Origin of the sequence: Solwaraspora sp. WMMA2101, from assembly GCF_049179175.1 — a bacterium.
Taxonomy (GTDB): domain Bacteria; phylum Actinomycetota; class Actinomycetes; order Mycobacteriales; family Micromonosporaceae; genus Micromonospora_E.
The window spans coordinates 1,147,115-1,173,656 of the sequence record NZ_JBMHMA010000006.1; the positions used below are offsets into that span (position 1 = coordinate 1,147,115).

The 26,542-nt window shown below is 71.6% G+C and carries 29 protein-coding genes; 11 read left to right on the forward strand and 18 right to left on the reverse strand.

Annotated features, from left to right (window positions below; translation table 11 throughout):
* Nucleotides 1-10 precede the first annotated feature (10 nt).
* The 4 genes from ACN28F_RS05755 (at nucleotide 11) to ACN28F_RS05770 (ending at nucleotide 4,121) form a co-directional block, all read left to right on the forward strand.
* Nucleotides 11-1,066, forward strand: a complete 1,056-nt coding sequence (locus tag ACN28F_RS05755; protein WP_421357159.1) for a TRM11 family SAM-dependent methyltransferase — start codon at nucleotides 11-13, stop codon at nucleotides 1,064-1,066.
* A gap of 146 nt (nucleotides 1,067-1,212) precedes the next feature.
* Entirely contained in the window at nucleotides 1,213-3,435 is a 2,223-nt protein-coding gene (helR, locus tag ACN28F_RS05760; protein WP_421357160.1) for an RNA polymerase recycling motor ATPase HelR, read from the forward strand.
* Nucleotides 3,436-3,481: 46 nt separating this feature from the next.
* Nucleotides 3,482-3,955, forward strand: coding sequence for a hypothetical protein (locus ACN28F_RS05765; protein ID WP_421357161.1), 474 nt, complete (start codon nucleotides 3,482-3,484; stop codon nucleotides 3,953-3,955).
* Between the two features lies 1 nt (nucleotide 3,956).
* Complete coding sequence (locus ACN28F_RS05770; RefSeq protein ID WP_289207046.1) at nucleotides 3,957-4,121, forward strand: alpha/beta fold hydrolase; 165 nt, start codon at nucleotides 3,957-3,959, stop codon at nucleotides 4,119-4,121.
* 242 nt (nucleotides 4,122-4,363) lie between these two features.
* Here ACN28F_RS05770 and ACN28F_RS05775 read toward each other — a convergent pair whose 3' ends face one another.
* From ACN28F_RS05775 to ACN28F_RS05785, 3 genes are read right to left on the reverse strand one after another with little or no spacing between them, the layout of a single operon-like run.
* Nucleotides 4,364-5,017 carry a response regulator transcription factor gene (locus ACN28F_RS05775; RefSeq protein ID WP_289211034.1) on the reverse strand — a complete coding sequence of 218 codons (654 nt, stop codon included), beginning with the start codon at nucleotides 5,015-5,017 and terminating at the stop codon, nucleotides 4,364-4,366.
* Nucleotides 5,018-5,034: 17 nt separating this feature from the next.
* A complete protein-coding gene (locus ACN28F_RS05780) occupies nucleotides 5,035-5,913 on the reverse strand; it encodes a sensor histidine kinase (RefSeq protein WP_289207047.1) in 879 nt (292 codons plus the stop codon).
* A gap of 42 nt (nucleotides 5,914-5,955) precedes the next feature.
* On the reverse strand, nucleotides 5,956-6,306 hold the full coding sequence (locus ACN28F_RS05785; protein WP_421357162.1) for a sensor domain-containing protein: 351 nt from the start codon (nucleotides 6,304-6,306) through the stop codon (nucleotides 5,956-5,958).
* Between the two features lie 109 nt (nucleotides 6,307-6,415).
* Between ACN28F_RS05785 and ACN28F_RS05790 the strand changes: the two genes are divergently transcribed.
* Genes ACN28F_RS05790 through ACN28F_RS05800 form a run of 3 tightly spaced genes read left to right on the forward strand, consistent with a single transcriptional unit; the run spans nucleotide 6,416 to nucleotide 8,747 of the window.
* Nucleotides 6,416-7,153 (forward strand): ABC transporter ATP-binding protein, encoded by a 738-nt coding sequence (locus tag ACN28F_RS05790; protein ID WP_421357163.1) that lies wholly within the window; start codon nucleotides 6,416-6,418, stop codon nucleotides 7,151-7,153.
* Complete coding sequence (locus ACN28F_RS05795) at nucleotides 7,153-7,896, forward strand: FtsX-like permease family protein (protein ID WP_421357164.1); 744 nt, start codon at nucleotides 7,153-7,155, stop codon at nucleotides 7,894-7,896. Before ACN28F_RS05790 ends, ACN28F_RS05795 begins: the two co-directional genes overlap by 1 nt.
* A complete protein-coding gene (locus ACN28F_RS05800) occupies nucleotides 7,824-8,747 on the forward strand; it encodes a hypothetical protein (RefSeq protein WP_421357165.1) in 924 nt (307 codons plus the stop codon). The genes ACN28F_RS05795 and ACN28F_RS05800 overlap by 73 nt, the downstream gene beginning before the upstream one ends.
* 4 nt (nucleotides 8,748-8,751) lie before the next feature.
* Here the strand turns inward: ACN28F_RS05800 and ACN28F_RS05805 are convergent, their stop codons facing one another.
* From ACN28F_RS05805 to ACN28F_RS05815, 3 genes are read right to left on the reverse strand one after another with little or no spacing between them, the layout of a single operon-like run.
* Nucleotides 8,752-9,339, reverse strand: a complete 588-nt coding sequence (locus ACN28F_RS05805) for an ABC transporter ATP-binding protein (RefSeq protein WP_421357166.1) — start codon at nucleotides 9,337-9,339, stop codon at nucleotides 8,752-8,754.
* Nucleotides 9,323-9,625 carry an ATP-binding cassette domain-containing protein gene (locus ACN28F_RS05810; protein WP_421357167.1) on the reverse strand — a complete coding sequence of 101 codons (303 nt, stop codon included), beginning with the start codon at nucleotides 9,623-9,625 and terminating at the stop codon, nucleotides 9,323-9,325. The genes ACN28F_RS05805 and ACN28F_RS05810 overlap by 17 nt, the downstream gene beginning before the upstream one ends.
* Before the next feature lie 44 nt (nucleotides 9,626-9,669).
* The gene (locus ACN28F_RS05815) at nucleotides 9,670-10,281 is read right to left on the reverse strand and encodes an ABC transporter permease (RefSeq protein ID WP_289207052.1); all 612 of its coding nucleotides are present in this window, start codon (nucleotides 10,279-10,281) and stop codon (nucleotides 9,670-9,672) included.
* 56 nt (nucleotides 10,282-10,337) lie between these two features.
* On the opposite strand from ACN28F_RS05815, the gene ACN28F_RS05820 reads away from it, so the two are divergent.
* A complete protein-coding gene (locus ACN28F_RS05820) occupies nucleotides 10,338-11,165 on the forward strand; it encodes a TauD/TfdA family dioxygenase (RefSeq protein WP_289207053.1) in 828 nt (275 codons plus the stop codon).
* Nucleotides 11,166-11,189: 24 nt separating this feature from the next.
* Here ACN28F_RS05820 and ACN28F_RS05825 read toward each other — a convergent pair whose 3' ends face one another.
* The 7 genes from ACN28F_RS05825 to ACN28F_RS05855 form a co-directional block, all read right to left on the reverse strand.
* A complete protein-coding gene (locus ACN28F_RS05825) occupies nucleotides 11,190-12,188 on the reverse strand; it encodes an RNA polymerase subunit sigma-70 (RefSeq protein WP_421357168.1) in 999 nt (332 codons plus the stop codon).
* Between the two features lie 208 nt (nucleotides 12,189-12,396).
* Entirely contained in the window at nucleotides 12,397-13,215 is an 819-nt protein-coding gene (locus ACN28F_RS05830) for an MBL fold metallo-hydrolase (RefSeq protein WP_421357169.1), read from the reverse strand.
* A 5-nt stretch (nucleotides 13,216-13,220) separates the two neighbouring features.
* Nucleotides 13,221-14,015 (reverse strand): alpha/beta hydrolase, encoded by a 795-nt coding sequence (locus ACN28F_RS05835; RefSeq protein WP_289207056.1) that lies wholly within the window; start codon nucleotides 14,013-14,015, stop codon nucleotides 13,221-13,223.
* Between the two features lie 38 nt (nucleotides 14,016-14,053).
* Nucleotides 14,054-14,890, reverse strand: a complete 837-nt coding sequence (locus ACN28F_RS05840) for an alpha/beta fold hydrolase (protein ID WP_421357170.1) — start codon at nucleotides 14,888-14,890, stop codon at nucleotides 14,054-14,056.
* Entirely contained in the window at nucleotides 14,890-15,693 is an 804-nt protein-coding gene (locus tag ACN28F_RS05845) for an alpha/beta fold hydrolase (RefSeq protein WP_421357171.1), read from the reverse strand. Before ACN28F_RS05845 ends, ACN28F_RS05840 begins: the two co-directional genes overlap by 1 nt.
* Nucleotides 15,694-15,831: 138 nt before the next feature.
* The gene (locus ACN28F_RS05850; protein ID WP_421357172.1) at nucleotides 15,832-16,845 is read right to left on the reverse strand and encodes a helix-turn-helix domain-containing protein; all 1,014 of its coding nucleotides are present in this window, start codon (nucleotides 16,843-16,845) and stop codon (nucleotides 15,832-15,834) included.
* Between the two features lie 114 nt (nucleotides 16,846-16,959).
* Complete coding sequence (locus ACN28F_RS05855; RefSeq protein WP_421357173.1) at nucleotides 16,960-17,907, reverse strand: helix-turn-helix domain-containing protein; 948 nt, start codon at nucleotides 17,905-17,907, stop codon at nucleotides 16,960-16,962.
* A gap of 214 nt (nucleotides 17,908-18,121) precedes the next feature.
* Here ACN28F_RS05855 and ACN28F_RS05860 point away from each other — a divergent pair, with 214 nt between their 5' ends.
* On the forward strand, nucleotides 18,122-18,682 hold the full coding sequence (locus ACN28F_RS05860; RefSeq protein ID WP_353850464.1) for a hypothetical protein: 561 nt from the start codon (nucleotides 18,122-18,124) through the stop codon (nucleotides 18,680-18,682).
* Nucleotides 18,683-18,710: 28 nt separating this feature from the next.
* Here ACN28F_RS05860 and ACN28F_RS05865 read toward each other — a convergent pair whose 3' ends face one another.
* On the reverse strand, nucleotides 18,711-19,229 hold the full coding sequence (locus tag ACN28F_RS05865; protein ID WP_421357174.1) for a CGNR zinc finger domain-containing protein: 519 nt from the start codon (nucleotides 19,227-19,229) through the stop codon (nucleotides 18,711-18,713).
* Nucleotides 19,230-19,325: 96 nt separating this feature from the next.
* On the opposite strand from ACN28F_RS05865, the gene ACN28F_RS05870 reads away from it, so the two are divergent.
* Complete coding sequence (locus ACN28F_RS05870) at nucleotides 19,326-20,240, forward strand: alpha/beta fold hydrolase (RefSeq protein WP_421357175.1); 915 nt, start codon at nucleotides 19,326-19,328, stop codon at nucleotides 20,238-20,240.
* Between the two features lie 24 nt (nucleotides 20,241-20,264).
* On the opposite strand, the gene ACN28F_RS05875 is transcribed toward ACN28F_RS05870, so the two are convergent.
* Together ACN28F_RS05875 and ACN28F_RS05880 are read right to left on the reverse strand one after the other, a co-directional pair.
* On the reverse strand, nucleotides 20,265-21,203 hold the full coding sequence (locus ACN28F_RS05875; RefSeq protein WP_289211035.1) for a DUF2332 domain-containing protein: 939 nt from the start codon (nucleotides 21,201-21,203) through the stop codon (nucleotides 20,265-20,267).
* 45 nt (nucleotides 21,204-21,248) lie between these two features.
* The gene (locus ACN28F_RS05880; RefSeq protein ID WP_421357176.1) at nucleotides 21,249-22,727 is read right to left on the reverse strand and encodes a sugar transferase; all 1,479 of its coding nucleotides are present in this window, start codon (nucleotides 22,725-22,727) and stop codon (nucleotides 21,249-21,251) included.
* Between the two features lie 81 nt (nucleotides 22,728-22,808).
* On the opposite strand from ACN28F_RS05880, the gene ACN28F_RS05885 reads away from it, so the two are divergent.
* Nucleotides 22,809-23,873 (forward strand): LCP family protein, encoded by a 1,065-nt coding sequence (locus ACN28F_RS05885; protein WP_289207064.1) that lies wholly within the window; start codon nucleotides 22,809-22,811, stop codon nucleotides 23,871-23,873.
* On the opposite strand, the gene ACN28F_RS05890 is transcribed toward ACN28F_RS05885, so the two are convergent.
* On the reverse strand, nucleotides 23,870-25,252 hold the full coding sequence (locus ACN28F_RS05890; protein ID WP_421357177.1) for a glycosyl hydrolase family 28-related protein: 1,383 nt from the start codon (nucleotides 25,250-25,252) through the stop codon (nucleotides 23,870-23,872). The two genes, ACN28F_RS05885 and ACN28F_RS05890, sit on opposite strands and share 4 nt — an antisense overlap.
* A complete protein-coding gene (locus tag ACN28F_RS05895) occupies nucleotides 25,249-26,526 on the reverse strand; it encodes a hypothetical protein (RefSeq protein ID WP_421357178.1) in 1,278 nt (425 codons plus the stop codon). Before ACN28F_RS05895 ends, ACN28F_RS05890 begins: the two co-directional genes overlap by 4 nt.
* Nucleotides 26,527-26,542 lie beyond the last annotated feature (16 nt).

The window sequence follows — 26,542 nt, forward strand, 5'->3', positions numbered from 1 at the left end:
AAGGACCCCGATGACCGCGTACGCCCTGCTGATCCACCCGTCCGCGAACCGGGTGTACGCCGAGTCAGCCGTCGCACTGGCCGCCGCCGAGCTGGCCGTCTTCGGCGACCGGGCGCTCGGCGGGCGGCTGGCCGACATCGCGGTCACCGCGATCGGCGGGCTGCCGTACGTCACGTTCACCGGGGTCGACCTGACCGACCGGGACCTGTCGGTGCTGGCCAACCTCTCCGCCCGGTACGCGTTCTTCGCCCGCGAGGGCGACCTGCTGCGGCCGGTCGCGGTGACCGGTCGGGACCGCTTCGACAGCGACCTGATCACCATCCCGAAGTACGCCGGGAAAACCAACGAGCAGTTCACCAAACTGCTGGTGAACGTGACCGCGCTGGCGTCGACCGACCGGTCGGGTGCGGCGGCCGACCCGCTCTCCCCGGACGCCCCGCCGCTGCGGGTCCTCGATCCGATGTGCGGCCGGGGCACCACCCTCAATCAGGCGATGATGTACGGCTGGCACGCCGCCGGGGTGGAGATCGACGGCAAGGACTTCGAGGTGTACGCCAACTTCATCCGTACCTGGTTGAAGCACAAGCGACTCAAGCACTCGTCCGACATCGCCCAGGTGCGCCGCAACCGGACCCAGTTGGGCCGGCGGCTGGCGATCACCCTGGCCGCCAGCCGGGAGGACCACAAGGCAGGGCGCACCCTGGATCTGACGATGGTGCACGCCGACACCCGTCGGGGTCGGGACTTCTTCCGGGCCGGCAGCTTCGACGCGATCGTCACCGACGCCCCGTACGGGGTGGCGCACGGCACCCGCAGCCAGGCGGACCGGTTGACCCGCGACCCGCTGGGTCTGCTGGCCGAGGCGCTGCCGGTGTGGGTGGCGCTGCTACGCCCCGGCGGGGCGCTGGGGATCTCCTGGAACACCCTGGTCGCCGCCCGCGACGACCTGGCCGCGCTGCTGGTCAAGGTCGGTCTTGAGGTGGCCGACGGTCCGGGGTACGGCGATTTCGCCCACCGGGTCGATCAGGCGATCGTCCGCGACCTGATCGTCGCCCGCCGCCCGTAATGGCTATCGTCTCCCGCCACTATTAACGTATAACGCATAGGGGGTCTTGCGGCAAGACCCGGGTCGTAGCGCACAATCGCGTTCCTACGGCAGTTCTCCGGCATTTGCCATTCGCTGGACGCTGCGCTCGTACTGCCGACCCGAGAATGGAGCTGATCGAGGTGCGCCCGCTGACCACCAGCGCTTTCGATCTCCCCGACCGGCTGCACACCAAGGCCGACCCGAAACTGATCGCCGACGACGAACGGCATTTCGCGGCGATCGCGCACCGCCTGGAGCAACTTTCCGCCGACCTGGCGCAGCGGCTCGACGCGGCGCGGAAGGCACCGGCCGGGAAGGGCCGGCGGGCGGTGGACCGCGACCAGGAGGTCCGCCGGCTCACCGTACGGCTGCGGGCGCTGCGCCGCTTCGGCCTCGACCTGTGTCTCGGCCGGATGGTCCCCGACCCCAGCGCCGCCGACCGTGCCGGTGCCGGCGGCGATAGCGCTGGCGACGACGTCGGACCGGTGTACGTCGGGCGGCAGGGCCTGACCGACGACACCGGCCGGCAACTGCTGCTCGACTGGCGCTCCCCCGCCGCCGCACCGTTCTTCGGCGCCACCCACGGCAACCCGATGGGCCTGGCCAGCCGCCGGCGGTACCGCTGGACGATGGGGCGGATCAGCGACTACTGGGACGAGGTGTTCGCCGCCGACGCGCTCGACGGGCACGCCGCCCTCGACGACCAGTCGGCCTTCATCGCCAGCCTCGGCGGGCACCGGTCGGACCGGATGCGTGACGTGCTGGCCACCATCGCCGCCGACCAGGACGCCATCATCCGCGCCGGCTCGGCTGGTGCGCTCGTCGTCGACGGCGGCCCCGGCACCGGCAAGACCGTCGTCGCCCTGCACCGCACCGCGTACCTGCGCTACCACGACCCCCGGCTCGGCCAGCGTCGCGGCGGGGTGCTGTTCGTCGGCCCGCACCGGCCCTATCTGGCGTACGTCGCCGACGTGCTGCCGCACCTCGGTGAGGACGACGTGCAGACCTGCACCCTGGCTGATCTGGTCGCCGAGGGTGCCACCGCGACCGTCGAACCCGACCCTGAGGTGGCCCGGATCAAATCGTCGGCGCGGTGGGAGGCGGCGGTCGAGGCGGCGATCCGGTTCTACGAGGAGCCGCCGCCCACCGCGACGACGGTGGCGACCGGTTGGACCGAACTCACCCTCACCCCCGACGACTGGGCGGACGCGTTCGCCGCACCCGGACCGGGTGTGCCGCACAACGAGGCCCGTGAACAGATCATGGCGGAACTGCTCACTATTCTGGTCGGCCGCTACGAGGGCGACGAGCCGGACGACCGGGTCCGGGCCGCGCTGGAGCAGAACCAGGCGCTGCGTACGGCGTTGCACCGGGCCTGGCCGCTGCTGGATGCGGCCGATATCGTCGCCGACCTGTGGTCGGTCCCGGCCTATCTGCGTCGGTGCGCGCCGTGGCTCGACCCGGTCGAGATCCGTTTGTTGCAGCGCACCGACGCACGGGCCTGGACCGTCGCAGACCTGCCGCTGCTGGACGCGGCCCGGCTGCGCCTCGGCGACGCGCGGGCGTCCGAGCGCGAGCGGCGGCACCGGGCCGAGGTGGCCGTCGAACGGGTCCACCGGGCCCGGGTGATCGACGATCTCCTCGATGCGCACAGTTTCGACGACGGCGAAGGGGTCCTGGCGATGCTGTACCACCAGGACCTGCGGGAGACCCTGATCGACGAGACGGGCGGGCCGGACGCCGACCCGGACGCGCTGGCCGGCCCGTTCGCGCACGTCGTGGTCGACGAGGCGCAGGAGTTGACCGACGCGCAGTGGCAGATGCTGCTGCGCCGCTGCCCGTCGCGCAGTTTCACCATTGTCGGTGACCGCGCCCAGGCCCGGCACGGGTTCACCGAGTCGTGGCCGGACCGGCTCGCCCGGGTCGGTCTGGACCGGGTCGAGGTCGCCACGTTGACGGTCAACTACCGGACGCCGGCCGAGATCATGGCGTACGCCGAGCCGGTGATCCGCGCGGCGCTGCCGGACGCCAACGTGCCGACCTCGATCCGGCACAGTGGCATCCCGGTCGCGCATCGGCCCGTCGCCGACCTACGGCCGATGCTGGAAACCTGGCTGGCTGAGCACGCCGACGGCACGGCCTGCGTGATCGGCGTGCCGCCGGTCGACGCCGACGCCCTGCCGGCGACGCCCCGGGTCCGGTCGTCGACTCCGGAGCTGGCCAAGGGGCTGGAGTTCGACCTGGTGGTGGTGGTCGATCCGGCGTCGTTCGGCGACGGGGTCACCGGCGCGGTCGACCGGTACGTGGCGATGACCCGGGCCACCGGGCGACTCGTCGTGCTCACTTGACAGCTACCGTCAAGTACTTGACGATGGTCGTCAATAAGGTGCCGTCGTGGCCGTACCGACCCACACCGAACTCGCCGACCACCTGGTGCGACAGATCGACATCAGGCTGGTCGACCCGCTGGAGATCCTGCTCGACGACCCGCTCGACGACCTGCGCGGCCGCGTCAACCGCCGCGCGGACACCCTCGCCACCGCGCTGCTCGACGGCGACGACACCGCCGCACTGCACACCGCGATCCAGCTCTACAGCAGCCTGCACCCCGGCGACGGACCGTTCGACCCGCCCGTCGACTGGTGGCGCACCCCGCTCGGCCAGGTCGTCGCCGCCCGGTTCGGCCACCCGACGGCGGCCGGCGTCTCACTTCCGGTCGCCGGGGCGATGCTCGGCATCAGCCGCCAGGGCGTACACGACCTGGTCCGACGCGGCAAGCTCGACCGCCACCCGGACGGTGGCGTCACCTCCGCCTCGATCCGCGACCGGCTCCGCGCACAGCTGGCCCCACCCGCCACCCGGAGCTGACATGCCACCCGCACCGACCACCATCGACCACACCGTCGACACCGGACACACCACGATCGCCGTACGGGACACCGGCGGCGACCACCCACCGTTGATCCTGCTGCACGGCGCCGGCGGCAACCTCGCCTGGCTGTCGGTGTTGCGTCCTAAGCCTGTCGATCTGTGACCCACAGCAGTCCGCGTCACCTCTTCCACGACCGGACGGCTTTGCGGCAACCTGCTCCGATACGGAGTCGCGTTCACCCCGATCGCCTGACGATCCACGACGTCGGCCAAGCGGCGGGGGTGAGCAAGAACCCGCAGTACGAGCGCCCACTCGGGCAGGACGACCTGCAGATGCCGGGGCTGCTCCAATTGCCCGTGGGCCGCTACGATCGAAATCTTGTGAGGCATCGATAGTCAGGGGTCTCATGCGCTCGGTGAGCCGCGCAGGTAAGTGAGGACGGCGGAGACCCGGCGATCCGAGTGCGGGTCGAGCGGAAGCTTCGCGAAGATGTTGCCGATGTGCTTGCGTACCGCTGCCTCGCTCACGAACAGTTTGCCGGCGATCCCGTGGTTGGTGTGGCCTTCGGCCATGAGCGCGAGCACTTCGCGTTCGCGTTCAGTGAGGCCGGTGAGTGGGCCGTCGGTCCGCCGGAGACCGACGAGTTGGCGCACCACCTCGGCGTCGATGACCGTGCCGCCGGCGGCGACTCGGTCGATGCTGTCCAGGAAGTCGCGTACGTGGCCGACCCGGTCCTTGAGCAGGTAGCCGATGCCCCCGCCGGGGGTCGAGTCGAGCAGCTCACCGACGTAGGCGTCGGCGACGTAGGCCGACAGCAGCATGATCGCGATGCCGGGCTGAGTGGCCCGGATCATCGCCGCCGCGCTCAGTCCCTCGTCGGTGTGGGTGAGTGGCATGCGGATGTCGGTGACGACGAGGTCTGGGCGGCAGTTTCCGGCGTACGTGAGCAGGGCGTGCGCGTCGCCGACGGCCGCGACGATTTCGTGGCCGGCGCGTTCGAGGATCCGCACCAGCCCTTCCCGGAGCAGGGCCGCGTCCTCGGCGACCACGATCCGCAGCGCGTTCTGTGGCGGTGTCAGTGGATCGGGCACGTCATCCTGACCTGGGTCGGGCCCCCGGTGGGGCTGGTGATGTCGAGTTCGCCGTCGAGGGCGTCGAGCCGGGCGTGCAGTCCGGCGAGACCGGTGCCGGCCCGTGGGTCGGCGCCGCCGACGCCGTCGTCGACGACCGAGACGATCAGGGTGTGGTCCTCGATCCACGCGTGCACCTGTGCCGATCGGGCGTGGGCGTGGCGGGCGACGTTGGTCAGGTTCTCGCTGACGAAGAAGTAGGCCGCGGCCTCGACCGTGGGCGGGAGCCGGCCGTCGACGGCGAGTTGGAGGTCGACCGGGACGGGTGACCGGCCGGCGATCTCGTGCACGGCGGCGGCGAGGCCGTGGTCGGTCAGTACCCGGGGATGGATGCCCCGGATCGTGGTGCGCAGGTCGGCGAGGGCCTGCTCGGCCTGCTGGTGCGCTTCACGGACGAGGTCGAGGCCGGGGCCGGCGGGCAGGTCCAGTTCGGCGCTGCCCAGCGTCATGGTCAGGGCGACGAGGCGCTGCTGGACACCGTCGTGGAGATCGCGCTCGATGCGGCGGCGTTCGGTTTCGAACGCGTCGACCAGCCCGGTCCGGGACCTGCGCAGCTGCTGGACCGCTTCGGCCAGCTGGGCCTCGGGCGGGGCCAGCAGGTGCCGGACCAGTGCCGCCTGGCCGCAGGCCAGCGCAGTCGCCGCGTACATCAGCAGGACCAGGGCGACGAGGCCGGCGGGTGCCACGGCCCATGCCTCACCGGCGGTGTCGACCCGCCACCCGGCGATGTCGATGGTGCCGGAACGGACCAGCAGCGGGGCGACGAGCAGCAGCACCGGAACCGTCAGTAGCATCAGCAGCACGGCGTCGGCGATCCAGAACACCGTCGTGAGCAGGACCGTGACGCCCGCCTCCGGCCACGACGCTTAGCGATGCGGCAAGGACGCACGGCGACGCGGCCAGGACGCCCGGCCGCCACGCTGCGGGTCGCGTAGCGCTGGTGACTGCCGCGCCGGCCGCCCGGGGTAGATCAGCCGGATCCGACGCCGCTCATCGGCGGCGGCCAGGCGGACCAGCACCGGAATCCCGGCCAGCACCAGAAGTCCCGCGATCAGCACGACCGTGGCCGCACCCACCGCGACCACCACGGCCAGGACGGTCAGCCAGGCCAGGCCGACCGGTACGGTGGTGGCCAGGTACGCCAGGGAGCGCCACGGCCACGCCGACGCCAGGAACCGTACGGGGTGTCCGCGTACGGCGGTCCAGGCGTCGTTCACGGGTCAAACCCTACGGATCGCGTCGGCCGCGCGGGGTAGCGCGCACGCTACCCCGGAAGTCGCGTCCGAGCCCGGGTGCCGGGCCGGGCCCGTCGGGTCCACTGAGGGCATGACCCAGGCAACTCCGGCGGCCGTCACGCTCGACGGTCTCAGCCGTACCTACCGCGCCCGCGCCGGCTCGGTGCATGCGCTGCGCGGCGTGACCCACGTGTTCCAGCGCGGCACGTTCACCGCGATCATGGGGCCGTCCGGCTCCGGCAAGTCCACTCTGCTCCAGCTCGCCGCCGGTCTCGACCGGCCGACCGGTGGGCGGGTGACCGTCGGCGGCACCCGGCTCGACACGTTGAACGAGACCCAGTTGACCCGTTTCCGGCGTACGGCGATGGCGTTCGTCTTCCAGTCGTACAACCTCCTCGACGCGCTCACCGCGTTCGACAACGTCGCGCTTCCGGCCCGCCTGGCCGAGCGGCGGGCCGATCCGACCACGGTACGGACGGCGCTGGCCCACGTCGGCCTCGCCGAGTATGCCCGGCGCCAGCCGTCGGAGCTGTCCGGCGGCCAGCAGCAGCGGGTCGCGATCGCCCGGGCGCTGCACGGCCGGCCCGAGGTGCTGTTCGCCGACGAGCCCACCGGCGCATTGGATCGCGGCACCGGACGCGACGTGCTCGGGCTGCTGCGGTCGCTGGCCGACGGCGGCCAGAGCGTCGTCATGGTGACCCACGATCCGCTGGCCGCCTCGTACGCGGACGGGGTGTTGTTCCTCGCCGACGGGCAGATCGTCGGTCACCTCGCCCGAGCTGACGCCGGCCAGATCGCCGAGACCATGAACGACCTGGAGCGGCGATGATGCGCGGCCCGACGATGCTGGCCCTGGCCCGGCAGACCGTCCACCACTCCTGGCGCGGCTACCTGGGGGCGTTCGTCGCTCTGCTGTTCGGGGTCGTGCTGATCTCCGTCACCGTGACGCTCATCGGGAGCATCGACGCCACCGACGGCCGGCCCGGCACGAGCGCCGACGAGCGTGCCCAACTCGACGGCCTGGCCGCGATGTTCGGGATGATCGCGACGATCTCCGTGTTCATGGCGGTTTTCGTGGTCGGCAGCACGTTCGGCTTCGTCGTGGCCGGCCGCCGTCGGGAGCTCGGCCTGCTGCGGCTGGTCGGTGCGACACCACGACAGGTACGCCGGCTCCTGCTGGGCGAGTCCGTCGTCGTCGCGGCTGCGGCCACCACGGTGGGCTGTCTACTCGGTACGGTGTCGGCTCCGGCCGTTCTCCGGCTGGTCCGGGCGGTCGGGATCACCACCCTCGATCTGCAGGCTCCGAGCCCGTGGATCGCCTGGGTGGTCGCCGCACCCACCGGTGCGGTGGTCGCGCTCCTCGGGGCCTGGCGGTCCTCGCGCCGGGCCGCCCGGATCAGTCCCAGTGCCGCGCTGCGGGAGGCTGCGGTCGAGCAGACCCGGCCCAGCGTCGTCCAGTTCGTCGTCGCGACGCTCTGCTTCGGTGGTCTGGTGGCACCGTGGTGGCCGCCGCCGACGAGCCGCCGCTGTTGTCGATGCTCGCCTCCATTCTGCTGCCCGAGGTGGTCGTGATCGGCCTGATGTGCATCGGGCCCGCGGTCATCCCACGGCTCGCCGCCCTGCTCGCCGGCCCGTTCGTCGGTCGGGACGTGACGGCCCGGATGGCCCACGACGAGGTACGTGCCGCCGCCCGCACCACTGCTGCGGTCGCCGCCCCGGTGCTGGCCAATTCCGCTATCGCGGGGTCGCTGCTGCTGACCCTCAGTTTGACCGCCGACTGGGCGACCGTGCAGAACCGGGCCCGGCTGTACGCGCCGCTGGTCGTCGAGGTGGGCAGCCCGGCCGCCGCCGCGTCGGTTGCGGCCGATCGGACCGTCGCGACTGCCGACGTACGCCGGCTGGCGATGCTTGTGCACGACGACGACGGCAGCCCCGGCGAACCCGACCGGGTCGAGGTCGTCGACCTCGTCACCGCGTCGGTCGCCCGGGGGCTGGCCGCCACGCGCGGCACCCTCGACGACTTCCACGGACGCGCGGTCGCGGTCACCGCCACCTGGGTCACCGACGCCGGCGTCGACCTGGGCGGCACCGTCCCGGTCTGGATCGACGGCGAACGGGTCCTGTTGCGGGTCGTCGCCGTCCTCCCCGACCTACCCGGCCTGCGGCACCGGTCTGCTGCTGGGCGGTGCCACCATGGCGCTGATGGGCTGGCTCGTCCGCCGCGCCACCACGGCCGACCTGGCCGCCGGCATCGACGCGCCCATCACGATCCCGTGGCTGCCGCTGCTCGGCATCGGCGTCACCTGCCTGCTGCTCACGGCCGCGGCGGCGACGGCCGGCATCCGTACCCGGAAGGCACCGCGCCTTGCCGACGACCCGGCCTGACCGACCGCAGCCGCAGGTGGTCAGGTCGGTTCGGCTGACAGGTCAGGCCGGTTCGGCTGACAGGGAGGTGCGCTGCTGGGAGGCCATGACGAGCGAGTAGACCTCTTCCCGTAGCTCGCCGAAGGTCGCCGTCTGTTTGGTCGCGATCTGGTCCCGGGGCCTCTCGAGTGGGACCGGCAGGTCGGCGACGACGGTGGACGGGCCCTGGGACAGGACGATCACCCGGTCGGACAGGTACACGGCCTCGTCGATGTCGTGGGTCACGAACAGCACCGTCGTCCCGGTCTCCGCCCAGATCTTGAGCAGCAGATCCTCCAGGCTCGCCCGGGTCTGGGCGTCCACCGAGGCGAACGGCTCGTCCATGATCAGCATCTCCGGCCGTACGGCGAGTCCGCGCGCGATCGCCACCCGCTGCTGCATGCCGCCGGAGAGCTGCCACGGGTACAGGCCGGCGGCGTGGGCCAGACCGACCATCTCCAGCGACTGCCGCACCCGGTCGCGGATCTCGGCGCGCGGCAGGCGTCGGTCCCGCAGCGGCAGGACGACGTTCTTCTCGACCGTCAGCCAGGGGAACAGCGACCGGCTGTAGTCCTGGAAGACGACCGCGACGCCGTCACGGGGGCCGGACATGGTCTCTCTCTCTCCCCCCCCCCCCCCCCCCCCCCCCCCGGAAGACCACCTCCCCGGTGGAGATGGGCAGCAGGCCGGCGATGCACATCATGAGGGTCGTCTTGCCGCAGCCGGAGGGGCCGACGACCGAGACGAACTGGCCGGCGTGCACGGCGAACTCGATACTGCGTACGGCGAGCACGTCCCCCTTGCGTGAAGGGTAGGACTTGCCCGCCTTGCGGACGTCGAGCACGGGCGCCGCGACGCCCGGGTCCTGCTGGTGGTGCGGGATCGTCACCGGTTCCATCCGGTCCTCCTCTTGCGTTGGGCCTGGTGTGGTCGGCCGACGGGTCAGTGGCGTTCCGCGCCGTCCGGCCGCACGTTGCGGTGCCAGCCGAGCAGCAGGCGTTCGACCAGGGCGAAGACGGCGTTGAAGAGGATTCCCAACAGCGCCAGAAGCACGATCGCCGACCACAGTTCCGGGAACCGGAACAGCCGCTGCTGGTTGACGATGTAGAAGCCGAGCCCGGCGGTCGCGGCGTAGAGCTCGGAGATCACCATGAGGACCAGGGCGATGCCGATGCTGATCCGCAGGCCGGCGAAGATCGCCGGGCTGGCGCCGGGCAGCAGTACCTGGAGGAAGTAGCGACGCCGGGTCAACCGCAGGCTCTTCGCGGCGGTGACCGCGGTGCGGTCCAGGCCCCGTACCCCGTCGTAGGTGTTGATGAGGATCGGCCACAGGCAGCCGAGCGCGATCAGGAAGACGTTCATGCCGCTGGTGATGCCGAAGACGACGATCGCGATGGGCAGCAGCGCGGTCACCGGCACCGACATGCCGAGCCGGATCAGTGGGTTGAAGAACGCGCCGGCGGGCCGCCATACGCCGATCAGGATGCCGGCGCAGATGCCGACGGTGGCGGCCGTGCCGTAGCCGAGGCCGAGTCGCGCCAGGCTGGGCAGCACGTCGGTGCGGAATTGTGCACTGAGGAACAGCGAGGTGGGCGAAGCGGAGAGCCCTGGTGCGAGGCCTGCGGATGGACGACTACGACGACACGCTCGCCGCAGCCATCTTCTACCTGATGGGCCTGCACCTCGGCGTGCCGATGCGGCAGAACGAACTCGGCGACCTCGTCGATCACGTGATCGCCACGTCCGACAAGACCCTGCAGGACCGCACCGCCCTACCGTCGCGCGTACGGGACCGGCTGCCCTTCCACTCCGACAGCTCCGACGTGGTCGCCCTCATGTGTCTGCGGCCCGCGAAGGAAGGCGGCGCGAGCAGCCTGGTCAGCGGGGCCACCCTGTTCAACGAGGTGCTGCGGCGACGCCCCACCCTGGCACCACTGCTGCTGGAGCCGTGGTACTTCGACTGGCGTCGGCAGGACCCCGACGCGCCGGCCGACTGGTACACCTCGCCCATCGTCAGCTGGACCGAGGGCGTGTTCAGCATGTACGCGGGCAGCGGCATGATCAAGGCCGCCCAGGACTACCCGGACGTACCGCCGTTGACCCCGGAACAGCTCGAGGTGCTGACCCTGCTCGACGACATCAGCCAGGAGCCCGGCGTGGCCCTGGACATGGACTTCCAGCCCGGTGACATCCAGTGGCTGCTGAACTATGCCGCACTGCACTCACGGACCGAGTTCGTCGACCACCCCGAGCCGGGACGGCAACGCCACCTGCTCCGGCTGTGGCTCAAGCGGGAGACCGGCCGCCCACTCGTGCCGAACTTCGGACGGCACGTGGTGATGGACCGTACCGAGACCCGAGGCGACGCGGCGTCGACCGGGTCGGGACACTTCACGATCACGAAGGCGGCGGTCCCCCGACGGGACTGGGGCGTCTGACACTCCCGGCGGTCGGCTCCGGGGCTACTGCGTACCGTCCGCCGGCAGGCGCTCCGGCAGCCCGAGCCGCGCGAACTGGTCGGCGTGGAAGGTGACGATCTCGGTGATCACCCCACCGGTGACCCGCAGGACGTCGATCGTCAGCGGCAGGTACGCGCCGCCTTCTTCCCGCTGGAGGTAGAACCCGATGGCGGGCTGCCGGTTCACGGATGTCGCGACGGTGCGCAGCCGCCCCAGGTCCGCGAAGCCGTCCTCGATCCAGCTGGTCACGACCGCGTCGCGGCCGACCGCCAGACCCGGCGTGGGCGGCATCGAGCAGCGGACGTCGTCACGCAGCAGCGAAGTGAGCGCGGGGATGTCCGTTGCCACGCTGGCGTCGGTGTAGCGGCGCACCAGTTCGCGCGTGCCGGCGTCCTGCGCGCCGCCGGTCCAGTCCTGCCGCTCGGGGGGCAGGTGGCCCCGCAGGCCGGCGCGGGCCCGCTGCAGCGCGCTGTTCACGGAGTTGACCGAGTCCCCGAGGAGCTCCGCGACGTCCTTCGCCGGCCAGCCGAGCACGTCGCGCAGGATCAGCACGGCCCGTGGGCGGGGCGCGAGGTGCTGGACGGCAATCAGGTACGCCAGCTCGATCGTCTCCCGCGCGACGGCGACCGCCTCCGGCTCGTCGGCGTCGCCTGCGGGCAGTTCGTCGAGCAGCCGGTCCGGGTACGGCTGCAGCCACGGCACCTCACCACCGGTTGCGGGCTCCGGGCGGCGGGTGGCCAGCAGGTCCAGGCAGGCGTTGGTGGCGATCCGGTACAGCCAGGCCCGGATCGTCGACCGCCCCTCGAAGGTCTCCCGTCGCCGCCAGGCCCGCAGGAACGTCTCCTGCACCGTGTCCTCGGCGTCCTCGAACGACCCGAGCATCCGGTAGCAGTGCACGTGCAGCTCCCGCCGGTGGCGCTGCGTCAGCTTCGCGAACGCCGACTCGTCGGCCTCGCTCAGCCCGCTCCCGGCCAGCTCCGCCAGCCCCATCTCCGAACTCATCACGTCATCCTTCCGCCCCGCCGTGTCCTGTCGTAGGTGTGACGGGTACGGGTGCGAAAACTCATCACCGGGGAGCTGACCGACGGACCGCGGCCGCAAGATCAGTTGACGTAGATACGGGCGACACGCCGATGAACGCCCGCATTCACATCAACTGATCTTGGCGACCGGCCGGCACCGGCACTGCCGCCAGCACCAGAAGCCCGGGTCAGACCGGTAGGGGTGTGGCCACGCCGGGGGTCAGCCAGTGCAGGCTGTGCCGTACCGGATCCGGGGCATCGGTGAACGCGGCCTCGACCGCCGCGCGGCCCTCGGTGAAGTGGCCCCAGCCCTCGTAGTGCACCGGCACCACCGTGTTGGCCTGGACCAGGGTGCACAGCTCCACACCGTCGGCCGCACTCATCGTGTACCGCAGCGGGCCGGTCAGGCCGAACCGCACCGCCCCCAGATGCAGCACCATCGTGCCGACGGTGAGCCGCTGCGCCACCTGCCGTACCCCGGGGTAGAGGACCGTGTCTCCGGTGATCCACAGTACGCCGTACCGCTGACCTGGCCAGTGCAGCGCGAACCCGGTCACCTCGCCCGCGACCGGGCGGCTCAGCGGCGGCCCGTGCCGACCCGGAGTCGCGGTCACCTCGATCGTCGGACGGCCCGGCGCGGCCAACTCGGTGCCAACCCACGGCGCGAGCCCGACCACCGACGCGGAGCCGACCGCCGACGCGGAGCCGGACCCGGCAGCGCCGAGGCGGCGGCTGCCGGCCACCGTGGTGACGATCCGGTCGACGTACGGCAGCAGCGCCCGACCGGCGTCGTCGAGGTTGTCGGCGTGGTGGTCGTGGGTCAGCAGGACCACGTCGATGTGGCCCAGCGCCTCCACCGGCACCGCCGGGCCGGCCAGTTTGCGTGACGCCGTGCCCCAGCCGAACCGGTAGGTCCGGCCAGGGTCGTCGAACGTCGGATCGGTCAGCACCCGCCAGCCGGCCACCTCGATCAGCGTGGTGGGACCGCCGATGTGGGTGATCCGCACGTCGCTCACCGGGCGTGCCGCAGCGCCCAGTCGAGGACCTCGTCGGCGATGGCCTCCCAGCCCTTCTGCGCCGGCAGCAGGTGGGCGTAGCCCTCGTACTCGATCCGTTCGGTGATGGTGTTCGACTTGTAATGCTTGGCGTTGGACGCCTGAATCGCCGGCGGCATGATGTGGTCCTCACTGCCGGAGACGAACAGCAGCGGCGCCCGGTCGTCGTTGTGGTAGTCGACCCAGATGTCCTGGTGGCCGGGCTGGAAGTTCGCCAGCACGCTGCCCCACAGGATGCCGCCGCTGGCCGGGATGGCGTACCGCTGCCACAGTGCCCGGCCCTCCTCCTCAGTGAACGTGTTGGTGAAGGCGTACTGCCACTGCTCGAAGGTCAACGGCACCGCCTTGTGCCGGTTCGCCGGACTCTTCAGCACCGGGAACGTCGACTTCACCTGCGACAACGGCACCACCCGGACGCCCTCGGTCGGGGCGGAGTTCATCGCCACCCCCACCGCGCCGAAGCCGTGGTCGAGCAGGACCTGGGTGAACGCACCACCGGCCGAGTGGCCGATGAGGATCGGCGGGTTCGCCAGCTCGCCGATGATGGTTTCGTAGTGGGCGATGATCTGCGGCACGGTGGACTGCAGGATCGGCGTCGGGTCGGCGTTGAGCGCCTCCACCTCCACCTCGTACCCGGGGTAGGCGGGTGCCAGGACCCGGAAGCCCTTGGCCTCGTAATGGCTGATCCAGTGTTCCCAGCTGCGCGGGGTGACCCAGAATCCGTGGATCAGCACGATGGTGTCGGGTGCCATGTCAGGCGTCCTCTCCGGTCATGGTCAGGAGGTCGAGGTCAGGAGGTCGAGGTCAGGAAGTCGAGCAGGTCCCGGCCGAGCTGCTCGGGATGGGTGTCGGTGATGCCGTGCGGCGCACCGGGGTAAACGAGCAGCCGGGCGTTCTTGATCCGCGCCGCCGATGCCTGGCCGCCCACCGCGAACGGCACGACCTGGTCGTCGTCGCCGTGGATGACCAACGTCGGTACGTCGATCGCGTCCAGGTCGGGCCGGAAGTCGGTGGCCGAGAACGCGGCGATGCACTCGTAGGCGTTGCGGTGCCCGGAGGCCATGCTCTGCAGCCAGAACGCATCCCGGATGCCCTGTGACACGGTCTCCCCGGGCCGGTTGTTGCCGAAGAACGGCCCGTCAGCCAGATCCCGGTAGGTCTGGGACCGGTCGGCCAACGACCCCGCCCGGATGCCGTCGAAGACCTCGACCGGTACGCCGCCCGGGTTGTCCGGGGTGTGCAGCATCATCGGCGGCACCGCCGAGACCAGGACGACTTGGGCGACCCGGCCGGTGCCGTGCCGACCCACGTACCGGGCCGCCTCGCCGCCGCCGGTGGAGAAGCCGATCAGCGTGACGTCGCGCAGATCCAGGGTGTCGATCAGGGTGGCCAGATCGTCGGCGTAGGTGTTCATCTCGTTGCCGTCCCACGTCTGGGTCGACCTGCCGTGGCCGCGCCGGTCATGGGCGATCACCCGGAACCCGTGCTCCGCCAGGAACAGTGCCTGAATCTGCCAGCTGTCGGAGTTCAGCGGCCAGCCGTGGCTGAGCACCACCGGGCGGCCCGTGCCGGGCCCCCAGTCCTTGTAGAAGATCTCGGCACCGTCGGCGGTGGTCACGTACGGCATCAGGACACTCCCTTGATCGCGGCGAGGATGACGTCGGTGGTCGGGCCGGGCCTGGAAACCATGACCGCGTGCGACGCCTTGACCTCGGTGACGCGGGCGCCCGCCCGCCGGGCCATGAACCGCTGGGCGGCGGCCGGGATGACCTGGTCGTCGGTGGCGACCAGCGTCCACGTCGGGATCGTCGCCCAGGCTGGTTCGCCGGCGGGCTGGCCGAGGGTGGCGAGTTCGGCCGGGCGCTGGGTGGCGGCCATGATCGCGGCGGTGCCGGCCGGCACGTCGGCGGCGAACACCGACCGGAACACCGACGTCTTGATGTAGCCGTCGTTGCCGCCCGGGTAGGGGCGGATGTCCAGCGCGGTCGGGTCGAGCCGGCTGCCGGGGAACTGGCTGGCCAGGCCGCCGACGGTGTCACCGGCAGTCGGGGCGAACGCCGCGATGTAGACCAACGCTGTCACGTCCGGGTCGCCGGTCGCGGCGGTGGTCATGACGAAACCGCCGTACGAGTGGCCGACCAGCACGATGGGGCCGTCGATGGTGTCCAGCACACTGCGCAGGTACGCGGCGTCGGAGTCGACGCCGCGCAGCGGGTTGGCCGGGGCGATCACCGGGTAGCCCTTGCGCAGCAGGTTACGGGTCACGTCGGTCCAGCCGGACGCGTCGGCGAACGCGCCGTGCACGAGCACGACGGTCGGCTTGGGGCCGTGCGGGCCAGCGGCCACCGCCGCCGTGGCGCTCACCCCGAGCAGTACGGCGACCGCCAGCGCCAGGCGTGGCAACCGCCAACTCCGTAGGGATCGGAACATCGGAACTCCTCACGGTGCCGGCCGCGTTCGGGCCGGCGTTGCGAGAAAATGTCGCACCGTGGCGACGCTCGGAGTTTTCTGACGACGCACAGCATTTTCGTCTCGTTGCACACTTTGCTGTCGGTGCACCGGTCGGCGTCAGCCAGAGCCGCCGTCGGCTGCCGATGCGGCGAGGTCACGGCCCCTGGCGAGGTCACGGCCGCGGGATGCGTCACTGGCCGCCACCAGTTGCCGGGGAGTGACGCCGAACGTCTGCCGGAACTTGGTGGCGAAGAAGCTCGGATTGGCGAAACCCCAGGCGCGGGCGACGGCGGCGATCGAGGTGTACCGGCGGTGCGAGGCGGTCAGGTCGGTCCGCGCACCCTGCAGCCGCTGCTCGATGATGGACTGTTCCAGGCTCTGCCCCATCGTCTCGTACAGCTTGTAGAGGGCGCGCAGCGAGATGGCGTTCGCGGCGGCGATCCGGGCCGGCGTCAGGTCGGGGTCGCGCAGGTTGTTGCGGACGTACGCCTGGACCCGGGCCTGCATCGACGAGTGCATGGCGTCGTTGAGCCGCCGGCCGTCGCCGGCGGCGGAGACCACCAGGGCCCGCATCAGCTCGGCGGACGCGGCCCCGAGTTCGGCCGCGCCCGGGCCGTCGGCCAGCTGCTCGGCCTGCGCGGTCACCCGGGCGACGTGGTCACGCACCAGGTCGTAGAGCGGGCTGCGGCGCGGTTCCCGGGCCGCAGCGTGGATCAGGTCGCGGGGCAGGCCGAGCTGGTCGACGTCGACATGCAGGGCGTACGAGGCGCCACCGCCCTGCCAGCCGTAGACGTACGGCAGCGACAGGTCGACCAGCATCAGGTCGCGCGGACCGTACAGCCGTTCCTCGCGGGCCCAGCTCAGGTGGTTGTCGGTGCGCATCGGCAGGGCCAGCACGATCGACGTCTCCGGAATCGACCGGGACATGTACGGCGTACGGCGCAGCGTGGTGCCGGAGGCGTCGATGTTGAAGACCTTCGCGGTGCCGAAGTCGGAGACCGTCATCCGTGCCTGGATCGCGGCCGGGTCCTCGAAGGTCGCCATGCTGGAGGAGCAGTTCGCGCTGACCGTGGCCTGGAACGCCTCGGCGCGGTCGGTGACCGGCAGCGACTGGGTGTCGAGAACGAGCATGATTGCCCCTATCTGGCGCTGACGGTGTGAAGGTAGCGCCGGAGCTCGATGTCGCTGAGGGGCCCTGCGTGCACCGGTGTTGCCCACAGTGCATGGTCAGGCGTCGGGTGCCTCCTACGACGACCGCCGCAACTCCCCCGGCGAGATGCCGTAGCGGGCCTTGAAACGCCGGGTGAAGTGCGTCGGGTCGCGGAATCCCCAGCGGTGGGCGATCACCGCGACCGGCCGGTGCCGGTTCTCCGGCCGCCGCAGGTCGTGCCAGGCGTGGTGCAGCCGTTCACTGATGATCCACTGTTCGAGGCTGATGTCGGCCTGCGCGCACACCTTGTACAGGTGCCGCAGCGAGACGCTGTGCGCGGCCGCGATGCGCCGGGGGGTGAGGTCCGGGTCCGCCAGGTGCTGCCGGACGTACGTGCGGACCCGGGTGAGCAGCGTTTCGGCGAGCACCTGGCTGGTCAGCCGGTCGGTGTGCGCGGCCGAGGCCAGCAGCGCCCGGACCAGCTCGATGCTGGCGGTGGCGACGGACCCGGCGGCGGGGTCGGCGGTGATCCGCGCCGGGTCCCGGGTGAGGTTCGCGATGTGGGCGGTGACCATGCCGTACAGCGGGCTTGACCGCAGCCGGTGGACGGCCTGGCGGATGACGTCGACCGGCAGGCCGAGCTGGTCGCTGGGGACCTGGATGCAGCCGGCCGCCCCGTCGCCGGACCACGAGTAGTCGTACGGCCCGGACAGGTCGACGGCGAGCAGCCCGCCCGGTGGGACGACCTGCAGGTGCCGGTACTGCTCCAGGTGTCCGTGGGCCCGCCGCTGGACCGACAGGGCGACGACCGGCATCGCGTCCTGCTTGGCCTGTTTGGCGGTACGCAGCAGCCGGATACCGGAGGAACGGCTGATGAAGATGTTGGCGTTGCCGAGATCCCACAGCTCCATCCGGCAGTGGATGTCCCCGTCGGGGTCCTCGTGGATGACGTGACACGGGGCCGAGGCGTACATCATCGCCAGATAGACGGCGTCGACGCGGTCCGGTTGCGGCAGGTCCGTGGTGTCGAGAACGTAGGCCATCGATGTCCGCTCTACTCTGTGCGCGCTGCCCGCAATATAGGCCGACGGATGAGTGGGTCGAAAGTATGACCGTCAAGCTGAGTATCAGCGTCCCCGACGAGGTGGCCGCCTACCTCCAACAGCAGGGCAACGGGTAGCACAGCACCGCCACCTGCTGGCAGAAATCTCCGAAGGCGTCCGCTGGCTGTGGCGCCAGCACCTACTGCGCACCCTCGTGGCGATCGCGTCGGCCGGCAACCTGGCCTTCAGCGCCCTCAGCCTGGCCGTCATCGTGCGCGCCACCGACCTCGGCGCGTCCCCGACCGGCGTTGGTGTCCTCCTCGGCCTCTTCGGCGTGGGCGCGATCGCCGGCGCCCTGGTGGCCCCACCGGTGCAACGCCTCGTCGCCCCGAACGTGGTCATGATCGGCGCACTCTGGTGCTGGGTCGCGCAGATGGCGGCGTTGGCCCTGGCCCCGACCGTGTTCACGCTGGGGGCGGTCTACACGGTCGGCGCACTGATGGGCCCGATCTTCAACACCACCACCGCCTACCGGTACGCCCTGACCCCCGACCGGCTCCAGGGCCGGGTCAACGGCGCCTCCCGGATGATCGGCTGGGGTGCCCGCCCCGTGGGCGCCCTCCTCGGCGGCATAGCGCTGGAGACCCTGGGTGCGGTGCCGACCTTCGCCACCCTGGCGGCGTGGCTGGCCGTCGTCGCGGCGGCATCGACGACGAGCCGCCAGATCAGGTGCGCCCCCAGGCTGGAAACGCTGGGCGAACATCCTGGAACCTGAGTCCGTGCCGTGGGTTGGGCTGCCCTGTTCAGGGCGCCGGCTCCCGGCGGGCGCGTTGTTGGTGTCGGCGCGCCTTCAGCCGGTTGCCGCAGGTCTTCATCGAGCACCAGCGGGCGGTGTTGGCGCGGCTGCGGTCCAGGTGGAACAGGCGACACTCGGTGTTGTCGCAGGGCCGCAGTCGGCCGGGTAGCCGGGCCTGTACGTCGAACCAGGCGAGCACCAGCTGCACGGCGAGCATCCGGTCGGGGGGCCCATACAGACGCCAGCGCAGGCCCGACGCGTCGACCTCGGGCAGCTGCTGGACGCCGGCGAGGATCCGCCGCAGGTCCGCTTCGGGCACGGCACCGCGGGTGGCGGTCTGCAGCGCATCTCTGGCGGTCCGCAGCCAGGTGGTCGTTGCCGGGTCGTCGGAGCCTCCGTGCCGGTGTGCCCACTGCCGCAGTGCGGTGTCGTCGGCCCACCGGTCCTGTGGCCGGCCGTCCACCACGGGTGTGCTGTTCAGCGCCTCAATCAGCGCCTGTTCGTCGAGCACGGTGACCTCACCCACCCTCACCACTAACCCCCTCGCCGCTCTTGACAGGTTATCGCAGATCGGGTCCACTTGAAGCTAGATAACCACCACGAAGCTCTGAGAGGGTTAGAGATGATCGAAGTCCACCACCGGTACGCCACCGTGCGAGGGCACCGCGTCTTCTACCGACAGGCCGGCCCCCGCGACGCGACGACGCTGCTGCTCCTGCACGGGTACCCCACCAGCTCACGTATGTTCCGCCGGCTGATCCCGCGACTCGCCGACCGGTTCCACGTCATCGCCCCCGACCACATCGGCTTCGGCCACTCCGACGCCCCGCCCGCCGACGCGTTCCCGTACACGTTCGACGCGCTCACCGACGTCACCGAAGCGTTCCTGGCCGAGCTCGGCGTCACCCGCTGCGCCATCTATGTGCAGGACTACGGCGCTCCCATCGGATGGCGACTCGCCCTCCGCGCACCCGACATGATCACTGCGGTCGTCAGCCAGAACGGCAACGGGTACGACGACGGCTTCGTCCCCGACTTCTGGACGCCGGTATGGGCGTACGCCGACGATCCAGGACCGGACACGGAGCCGGCGGTGCGCACCGCCCTCGGTCTGGACGCCATCCGCTGGCAGTACCTGCACGGCGTGGACCGCCCCGACCTTGTCGACCCCGACACCTGGACGTACGACCACCGCGACATCAGCCGCCCCGGCAACGACCTGGCACAGCTGGCGCTTTTCCGCGACTACGCCACCAACCCTCCACTGTACCCGAAGCTGCACGCGTATTTTCGGCGCAGTCAGGTGCCGCTACTGGCCGTTTGGGGGGCCGAGGATCTGATCTTCGGGCCGGACGGGGCGCGTGCCTTCGCGCGGGACCTTCCGAACGCCGAGATCCACCTGGTGCCCGGCGGCGGTCACTTCCTGCTGGAAAGCCACCTGGACACCGTGGTCGGCCACATCCGGGGGTTCCTGTCCCGCGCGCTGCCGACAACCCGGCCGGCGACAACCCCCGACGCGAGAACCACCCACCTGTGAAACGGCCGCCGCCCGGGTCGGCGGTCAGCCGAACCAGGTCATCCCCTGGCCGTGTGGACGGGTCCAGGCCAGTGGCCGGCCGTCCAGAGCGAGCACGTTGTGCAGGGTGTCGTCCGGTGGCGGTGGCAGCGCGCCGTGGCGCAGGATGTCCGGCCCCTCGTTCGCCACCCAGTGACCCGGCAGACCGCGTACCAGGTCGACGAAGACCGACCGGCGCGGAGCCGGCACGTGGTAGAGCACGGCGGTGTGGAACACCACCAGCGTCGCGTCCGGTGGCGCCGACGCGGCCAGTACCGGCAGGTCGTCGACCAGGTCACCCCGGACCAGCAGCGGCGGATCGGCCGCCGCGACGGCCGCAGCGGCCGCCAGCCGGGCCCGTCGATGCTCCTGCTCCGGCCAGATCAACGCGTCCAGCCAGGCGACGTCGTCGGCGTCGGTGACGTCCAGCGGGGTCAGGTCCAGCCCGGCCCGCCACACCACCTCCGGCCGGGTACCCGGCGGCGTCAAGCCGGCCGTCGCGCAGTCGAGCAGCGGCTCGCCGTCCCCCACGATCGGGCCGCCGTCGTAGCGGTAGGCGTACCGGTCCGGGTAGAGACACAGGCCCGCCGACGCGCCGACTTCGAGCAGCGCCAGCGGCTGCGGCAACGCCGCCAGCACCGGCAGCAGTACGGCGCACCGCCCGGCCTCGTTGGTCTGAGTCAACCGGCGACGCAGCTGCGCCTCGACCGCCGGCCAGTGCGCCACCGTGAAGTCGTGGAACGCGGCCGGGTCGTCGACCGGCCCGCCGAGCAGCCGGACCACGCCGAACAGCAGGTTGGGTTGCCGGGTCGGCGGCGGCACCGAGTCCAGCAGACCGAGGATGTCGTCGTCGCCGGAGACCGCGTACGCCAGCCGTTCGTAGCTGGGCGACACCCCGGACGCCTGCCGGCGGGCGAAGTCGGCGTACCACTGGGCGGTCGACAACCTCGGCGTCGGTTCTGCGGCGATCACCGCCCCATGATCGCCGCGTCAGCGGCCGCCGCCCCGCAGAACCTCCAGGATTGTCCGCAGGATCACCTTCACGTCCAGCCAGAGCGACCAGTTCTCGATGTAGTAGTTGTCGAACCGGGCCCGGTCGGAGATCGGCGTGTCGCCGCGCAAACCGCTGACCTGCGCCAACCCGGTCAGCCCGACCGGTACGCGGTGACGCATCGCGTATTCGGGGTAGTCGACCGAGAACTGGTCGACGAAGTAGGGGCGTTCCGGGCGCGGGCCGACCACGGTCATGTCGCCGCGCAGGATGTTCCACAGCTGGGGCAGTTCGTCCAACGACGTACGGCGCAGGAACCGGCCGACCGGGCGCAGCCGGGGATCGTCCGCCACCGACCAGGTGGTCTGCGCCTCCATCTCGTCGGCGGGCCGCATCGACCGGAACTTCAGCAGCTCGAACGACCGACCGTGCCGCCCGACACGGACCTGCCGGAACAGCACACCGGGGCCACCCTCGACCCGGGTCGCCACGGCGCAGGCCGCCAGCACCGGGCTGAGCAGCACCAGGGCGACGCCGGCGGCGACGATGTCGAAGGCGCGTTTCACCGCGAACTGCGGGCCGGTCAGCGACGGCGGGGTGACCCGGCTGACCCCGATCGCGCCGATGTGGTCGGGGATGCCGTTGCGGGCGTGGAACTCCCGCAGCCGGGGCACCACCCACAGATCGCAGGCGGCGACCCCGGGCAGCCGGGCGACCCGCAGCAGCTCCTCGTCGCTACAGTCGACGTCGGCGATCAGCACCACCTCGCACCGGACCCGGCGGATCAGCTCCTCGATCTGGTCGAAGCCGCCGAGCAGCGGCGGGCCGTCGGCACCGCAGTGCCCGGTCGCGGCGAGATCGGTGCCCCGGTGCCCCGTCGCGGCCGCGTCGGTGCCCCGGTGCCCGGTCGCCGCCACGTCGACGAACCCGACGACGTGCAGGCCGTACTCGGGGTAGCGGTGCAGCAGCCGGGCGAGCTCGGCGGCGACCGGGCCGCCGCCGACGATGACGGCGACGTGCTCGACCCAGCGGCGGCGGCGGGCGAGCACCACGGCCAGCCGGGTCAGCAGCCGCCCGAGGAGCACCAGCCCGGCGCTGACCGCGACCACCCGCATGAACCCGGCGACGTAGTCCACCGAGTCGTGCCGTTCGGCGGCGACGATCGCGACCACGGCGGCGGCTGCCAGCAGCCGCACGCACAGCTGCGGCAGCTCGTCGAGGAAGCTGACGTGCCGGCGGCCGGCGTACAGTCCACCCAGGGCGAAGATGGCCACAGTGACCAGGCTGGCGGCGATGACGCCCTTCCAGTGGTCCCGGTTCCAGGCCAGTGGCAGCAGGAACGCGGCCAGGTCGACGGGGAGCGTGAGCATCCAGGCCCGTAGCGCGCTGCGGTGCCCGGCCGGCGGTGCCGCCGCCGGGCCCAGCGGTGCGACCGTCGACACCGTACGCTGCCGTGGTACGGCCTCCACCTGTGTCATGACGACGTCCCCCGAGAAGCTGACCAGCCGTCCAGATGATACGGCGGCCGTCGATTGCCGCGCAGCCGCTACCATCCGGGCATGCCCGCCGACACGACGTCCGCCGACGACGCCGCAGCTCCCGCCCGGTCGCCGGCCGCCCCACCCCGACGACGGCGGTGGCTGCGGACGACGCTGGTCACCCTGGTCGTCCTCGCCCTGCTCGGCGGTGGTGGCGCGGTCGCGGCGTGGTGGTACGCCCGGGACATCGGTGCCGACATCGTCCGCATCGAGGCGTTCGACCAGGTGCCGCAGGAGGAGCGTCCGGTACGTGAGGAGGTGGCGGCGAACGCGATGAACCTGCTGATCCTGGGCAGCGACACGCGCGACCCCGGGTCGACCGGCGGTTCCCGCGCCGACACGATCATCCTGATGCACGTGCCGGCGGACCGCTCCGGCGCGCAGCTGGTCTCCATTCCCCGGGACACCTGGATCCACGTGCCGAGCAGTGCCGACGGCCGGTACGGCGACACCGACGCGAAGATCAACGCGGCGTACGCCTGGGGTGGTGCACCGCTGATGGTGCAGACCGTCGAAAACTACACGGGGGTACGGATCGACCATGTGGTCATGGTCGACTTCGCCGGTTTCAAGGACATCGTGGACGCCCTCGACGGAGTGGAGATCGACGTCGAGGAGGCGTTCACCTCCACACATTCGCTGAACCCGGACAGCATCCGCCGATTCGAAGCCGGACCGCAGACCATGGACGGTGCCGCCGCGCTGGACTACGCCCGGGAGCGGTACGCGTTCGCCGACGGCGACTTCGCCCGGATCCGCCACCAGCAGCAGGTGATCCGGGCGATCATCGACAAGGCGTCGTCGGGAGGGATCCTCACCAACCCGGGCCGGCTCAACGCGTTCCTGCGGGCCACCGCCGACGCCGTCGCCGTCGACGACACCCTCAACATCGTCGGCGTCGCCACCGACCTGCGCCATCTGCGCAGCGGGAACCTCAGCTTCTACACCAGCCCCACCTCGGGCACCGGGATGCGCGGCGACCAGAGCGTGGTGCTTCCCGACACGGCCCGGGCCGAGGCGTTCTACGACGCGGTCCGCCGCGACGACACGGCGGCCATCGCGGCCACCGGCACCGCCGCCGGTTAGGTGTCGGCGGCCAGGACCCGCACCTCGCCGTTGGCGAACCGGGCGCACAGCTGGGTACGGCCGTCGACCTCGCGGGCGAAAACCCGGACCTGGCTGTCGTGCGGGGCCGGCGGCGTCGGCTCGGCCCGCAGGTCGAACGCGGGCCGCACGACCAGGTTCTTCGGATGCCCGAGACCGTGGGTGATCTCCACCTGGGTGTCCGGTGCCGGCCGGCCGATCCAGCCGAGCCCGGTGCCTGCGACGCCGGCCACTCCCGGCTGGGACAGGGTGGCCCGCACGCTCGACAAGCCACGGTCGGCACCGAAGTCGACGGCGGCGGTCGCGCAGTTGCGGATCAACGTGTCGACGGTGACGCAGGCCGGCTCCGCCGCGACGGCACCGGGCACGAACTGGATGCCGATCTCAGTGGCCGGGCCGGGGTGGTTGGCCCCCTGGACGTAGCCGGCCAGCCAGCGGCAGTCGTTACGGGAGATCCGGACGCCGACCCCGCCGTCGAGGTCGGCGTAGCAGTTCACACAGCCGATGCCGGAAGCGGCCAGCTCGAACGAGACGTTCTGCCGTACCCCCCACGCGTGGCAGTTGACCATCAGGGTGCCGTACGAGTTGCCGTCCAGGTGAAACCCGGTGCCGGCGTTCTGAAACGACAGGCAGTTGAGGAACATCGAATCGTGCGGCCCGGCGAAGTTGACCCCGTGGCCGCCGTTGTCGTGGGTACGCAGACCGGTGACCCGCGACTCCATCTGATGCGACGGTGCCGGCAGGTGCCCGGCGGTCCCCCAGCCACTGACCACCCCGTCGGCACCACAGTTGAACACCGTCAGGTCGGTCAGTTCGTAGCCGTACCCGTACAGCCGCAGCCCGCAGCTGACCGGGTTGCCCTCCCCCTGGTTGCCGTCCACGGTCAGGTCTCGGACGCTGAACATGGTGATGCCGGCGTCGCTGCCGGCCCGCGACTGCGCCGCAAAGCCGTCGGACTCGACGACGGCGGTGTTGCTGTCGGGGGCCAGCCGCAGAATCGTGGCGTCGCCGCCGGAGCCGCGCAGGTGGACCCGGGAGTAGAGGGTGAGCTGGCGGGTCAGGTAGACGCCCGGCGGCAGGAACACGATGCCGCCGGTGGCGCGGGCGGCGTCCAGGGCACGCTGCAGGCTGTGGGTGTCGTCGGTACTGCCGTCGCCGACGGCGCCGAACTCCCGTACGTCGTAGTCCCGCTCGGCCGCCGCGGCCAGCCCGCTGCCGTACGCCGCAGCGCCGATCCCGCCGACCCCGGTGCCGGCGAGCAGCGCGGCGGTGGTGACGATCGCCCGCCGACGCGGCACGGCCCGACGCGGGTGCGGCTCGCCGGACGGCTGCGTTCGCTCGCCGGGCGGCTGCGGTCTCATGACTTCTCCTGCGGCTGACGGGACGTGACGAGAGTAGTCGATGGATCGCGCGGCCTGACAATCTCCACAGCCGGTGCGGTGGGCGGCGGGGCCGACGTTGCCGCCAGGCGGGCCGCATACCAGAGGGCGACCAGTGTCTCCCCCACGGCGAGCAGCCCGAACAGGCCACCAACAGCGTCCACCCACAGCAGCGCGGCAACCAGCCCGACCACCGCGATCGTCCGTGATCCGACCGCCGAGACGAGGAACGTCCGAGGTGCCGCCCGGACCATGTGCCGCACCGACAGCCAGGTCGACACCATCACGGCGGCTTTGTACGCGGCGTACAGCGCCACTGGGACCAGGCCGGCCGTGGCCAGCTCGGCGGCCAGCAGCCCCCGGACCCCGGCGCTGGCCAGCAGCAGCCCGCTGACCCCGACCAGCAGGACCACGGTCAGCAGCCGGGTCCCGGTGCGTAACCGGGCGGCCCGCCCGGCCACCAGGTCCTCGCGGGTGGTCGCGGCCAACGCCACATGGAACGGCCCGAACGCCAGATCCATCGCCCGCAGCACCACGATCGCGGCCGGGCCGGCCACCACGGCGGCGACCGCCGGCAACGCCACCACGTACCCGAGGTCGACCGCCGCCGCCAGGCAGTAGGTCAGGCCCGGTCGGAGCCCGGCCAGCAGGCCCGGCCGGGTCCGCCCAGGGACGCGGCCGCGGGTCCGGGTGCGGCGCCCGGTGCCCAACGCCCAGGCCAGTACGGCGAGCTGGCCGGGCACCGCCGCGATCTCCAGCCGGGCGCCGACGACGAAGAAGACGACGGCGGTCCCGATGGTGCCGGCCGCGACCAGCTGCGGTACCAGGTTCGCCCGCCGCCGCCCCCGGTCGGCGGCCATCGACCAGAACAGCGCCTCCAGCGGCAGCTGCAGCAGCACCGGCGCCACGACCAGCAGCCGGTCGGCGACGCTGGTCTGCGGCAGCGCCACCGACACCGCCGCGACGCCGACCACGGCGACCGGCAGCGTGACCACCGCCGCCACCCGGGTCGCCCACGCCTGCCGGTCCCACCCGGCCGGCACCACCCCGGCCGACTGCGGACGGCCGACCAGGGCCTCGATCAGGGTGTACGGGACGGCGAGCAGGGCACCCTGGAACGCCACCAGCGCGACGTGACCATGGTCGGCCCAGGACGCCAGCAGGAACACCGCGATGCTGGCCGACCGGGTCGACGCCTGCACGGACAGCTGCGACCGCTGCAGCCGCCCGACCAGCACCGTGCCGCGCCGGATCATGACGTGCCGGGCCGTG

Bases quoted from the DNA above. Each gene is read 5' to 3' on its own strand.
- ACN28F_RS05755 (WP_421357159.1), top strand. From the start codon at position 11: ATGACCGCGTACGCCCTGCTGATCCACCCGTCCGCGAACCGGGTGTAC.
- helR (WP_421357160.1), top strand. From the start codon at position 1,213: ATGGAGCTGATCGAGGTGCGCCCGCTGACCACCAGCGCTTTCGATCTC.
- ACN28F_RS05770 (WP_289207046.1), top strand. From the start codon at position 3,957: ATGCCACCCGCACCGACCACCATCGACCACACCGTCGACACCGGACAC.
- ACN28F_RS05790 (WP_421357163.1), top strand. From the start codon at position 6,416: ATGACCCAGGCAACTCCGGCGGCCGTCACGCTCGACGGTCTCAGCCGT.
- ACN28F_RS05795 (WP_421357164.1), top strand. From the start codon at position 7,153: ATGCGCGGCCCGACGATGCTGGCCCTGGCCCGGCAGACCGTCCACCAC.
- ACN28F_RS05805 (WP_421357166.1), bottom strand. From the start codon at position 9,339: ATGTCCGGCCCCCGTGACGGCGTCGCGGTCGTCTTCCAGGACTACAGC.
- ACN28F_RS05810 (WP_421357167.1), bottom strand. From the start codon at position 9,625: ATGGAACCGGTGACGATCCCGCACCACCAGCAGGACCCGGGCGTCGCG.
- ACN28F_RS05825 (WP_421357168.1), bottom strand. From the start codon at position 12,188: ATGAGTTCGGAGATGGGGCTGGCGGAGCTGGCCGGGAGCGGGCTGAGC.
- ACN28F_RS05835 (WP_289207056.1), bottom strand. From the start codon at position 14,015: ATGGCACCCGACACCATCGTGCTGATCCACGGATTCTGGGTCACCCCG.
- ACN28F_RS05840 (WP_421357170.1), bottom strand. From the start codon at position 14,890: ATGCCGTACGTGACCACCGCCGACGGTGCCGAGATCTTCTACAAGGAC.
- ACN28F_RS05845 (WP_421357171.1), bottom strand. From the start codon at position 15,693: ATGTTCCGATCCCTACGGAGTTGGCGGTTGCCACGCCTGGCGCTGGCG.
- ACN28F_RS05850 (WP_421357172.1), bottom strand. From the start codon at position 16,845: ATGCTCGTTCTCGACACCCAGTCGCTGCCGGTCACCGACCGCGCCGAG.
- ACN28F_RS05855 (WP_421357173.1), bottom strand. From the start codon at position 17,907: ATGGCCTACGTTCTCGACACCACGGACCTGCCGCAACCGGACCGCGTC.
- ACN28F_RS05870 (WP_421357175.1), top strand. From the start codon at position 19,326: ATGATCGAAGTCCACCACCGGTACGCCACCGTGCGAGGGCACCGCGTC.
- ACN28F_RS05880 (WP_421357176.1), bottom strand. From the start codon at position 22,727: ATGACACAGGTGGAGGCCGTACCACGGCAGCGTACGGTGTCGACGGTC.
- ACN28F_RS05885 (WP_289207064.1), top strand. From the start codon at position 22,809: ATGCCCGCCGACACGACGTCCGCCGACGACGCCGCAGCTCCCGCCCGG.
- ACN28F_RS05890 (WP_421357177.1), bottom strand. From the start codon at position 25,252: ATGAGACCGCAGCCGCCCGGCGAGCGAACGCAGCCGTCCGGCGAGCCG.
- ACN28F_RS05895 (WP_421357178.1), bottom strand. From the start codon at position 26,526: ATGATCCGGCGCGGCACGGTGCTGGTCGGGCGGCTGCAGCGGTCGCAG.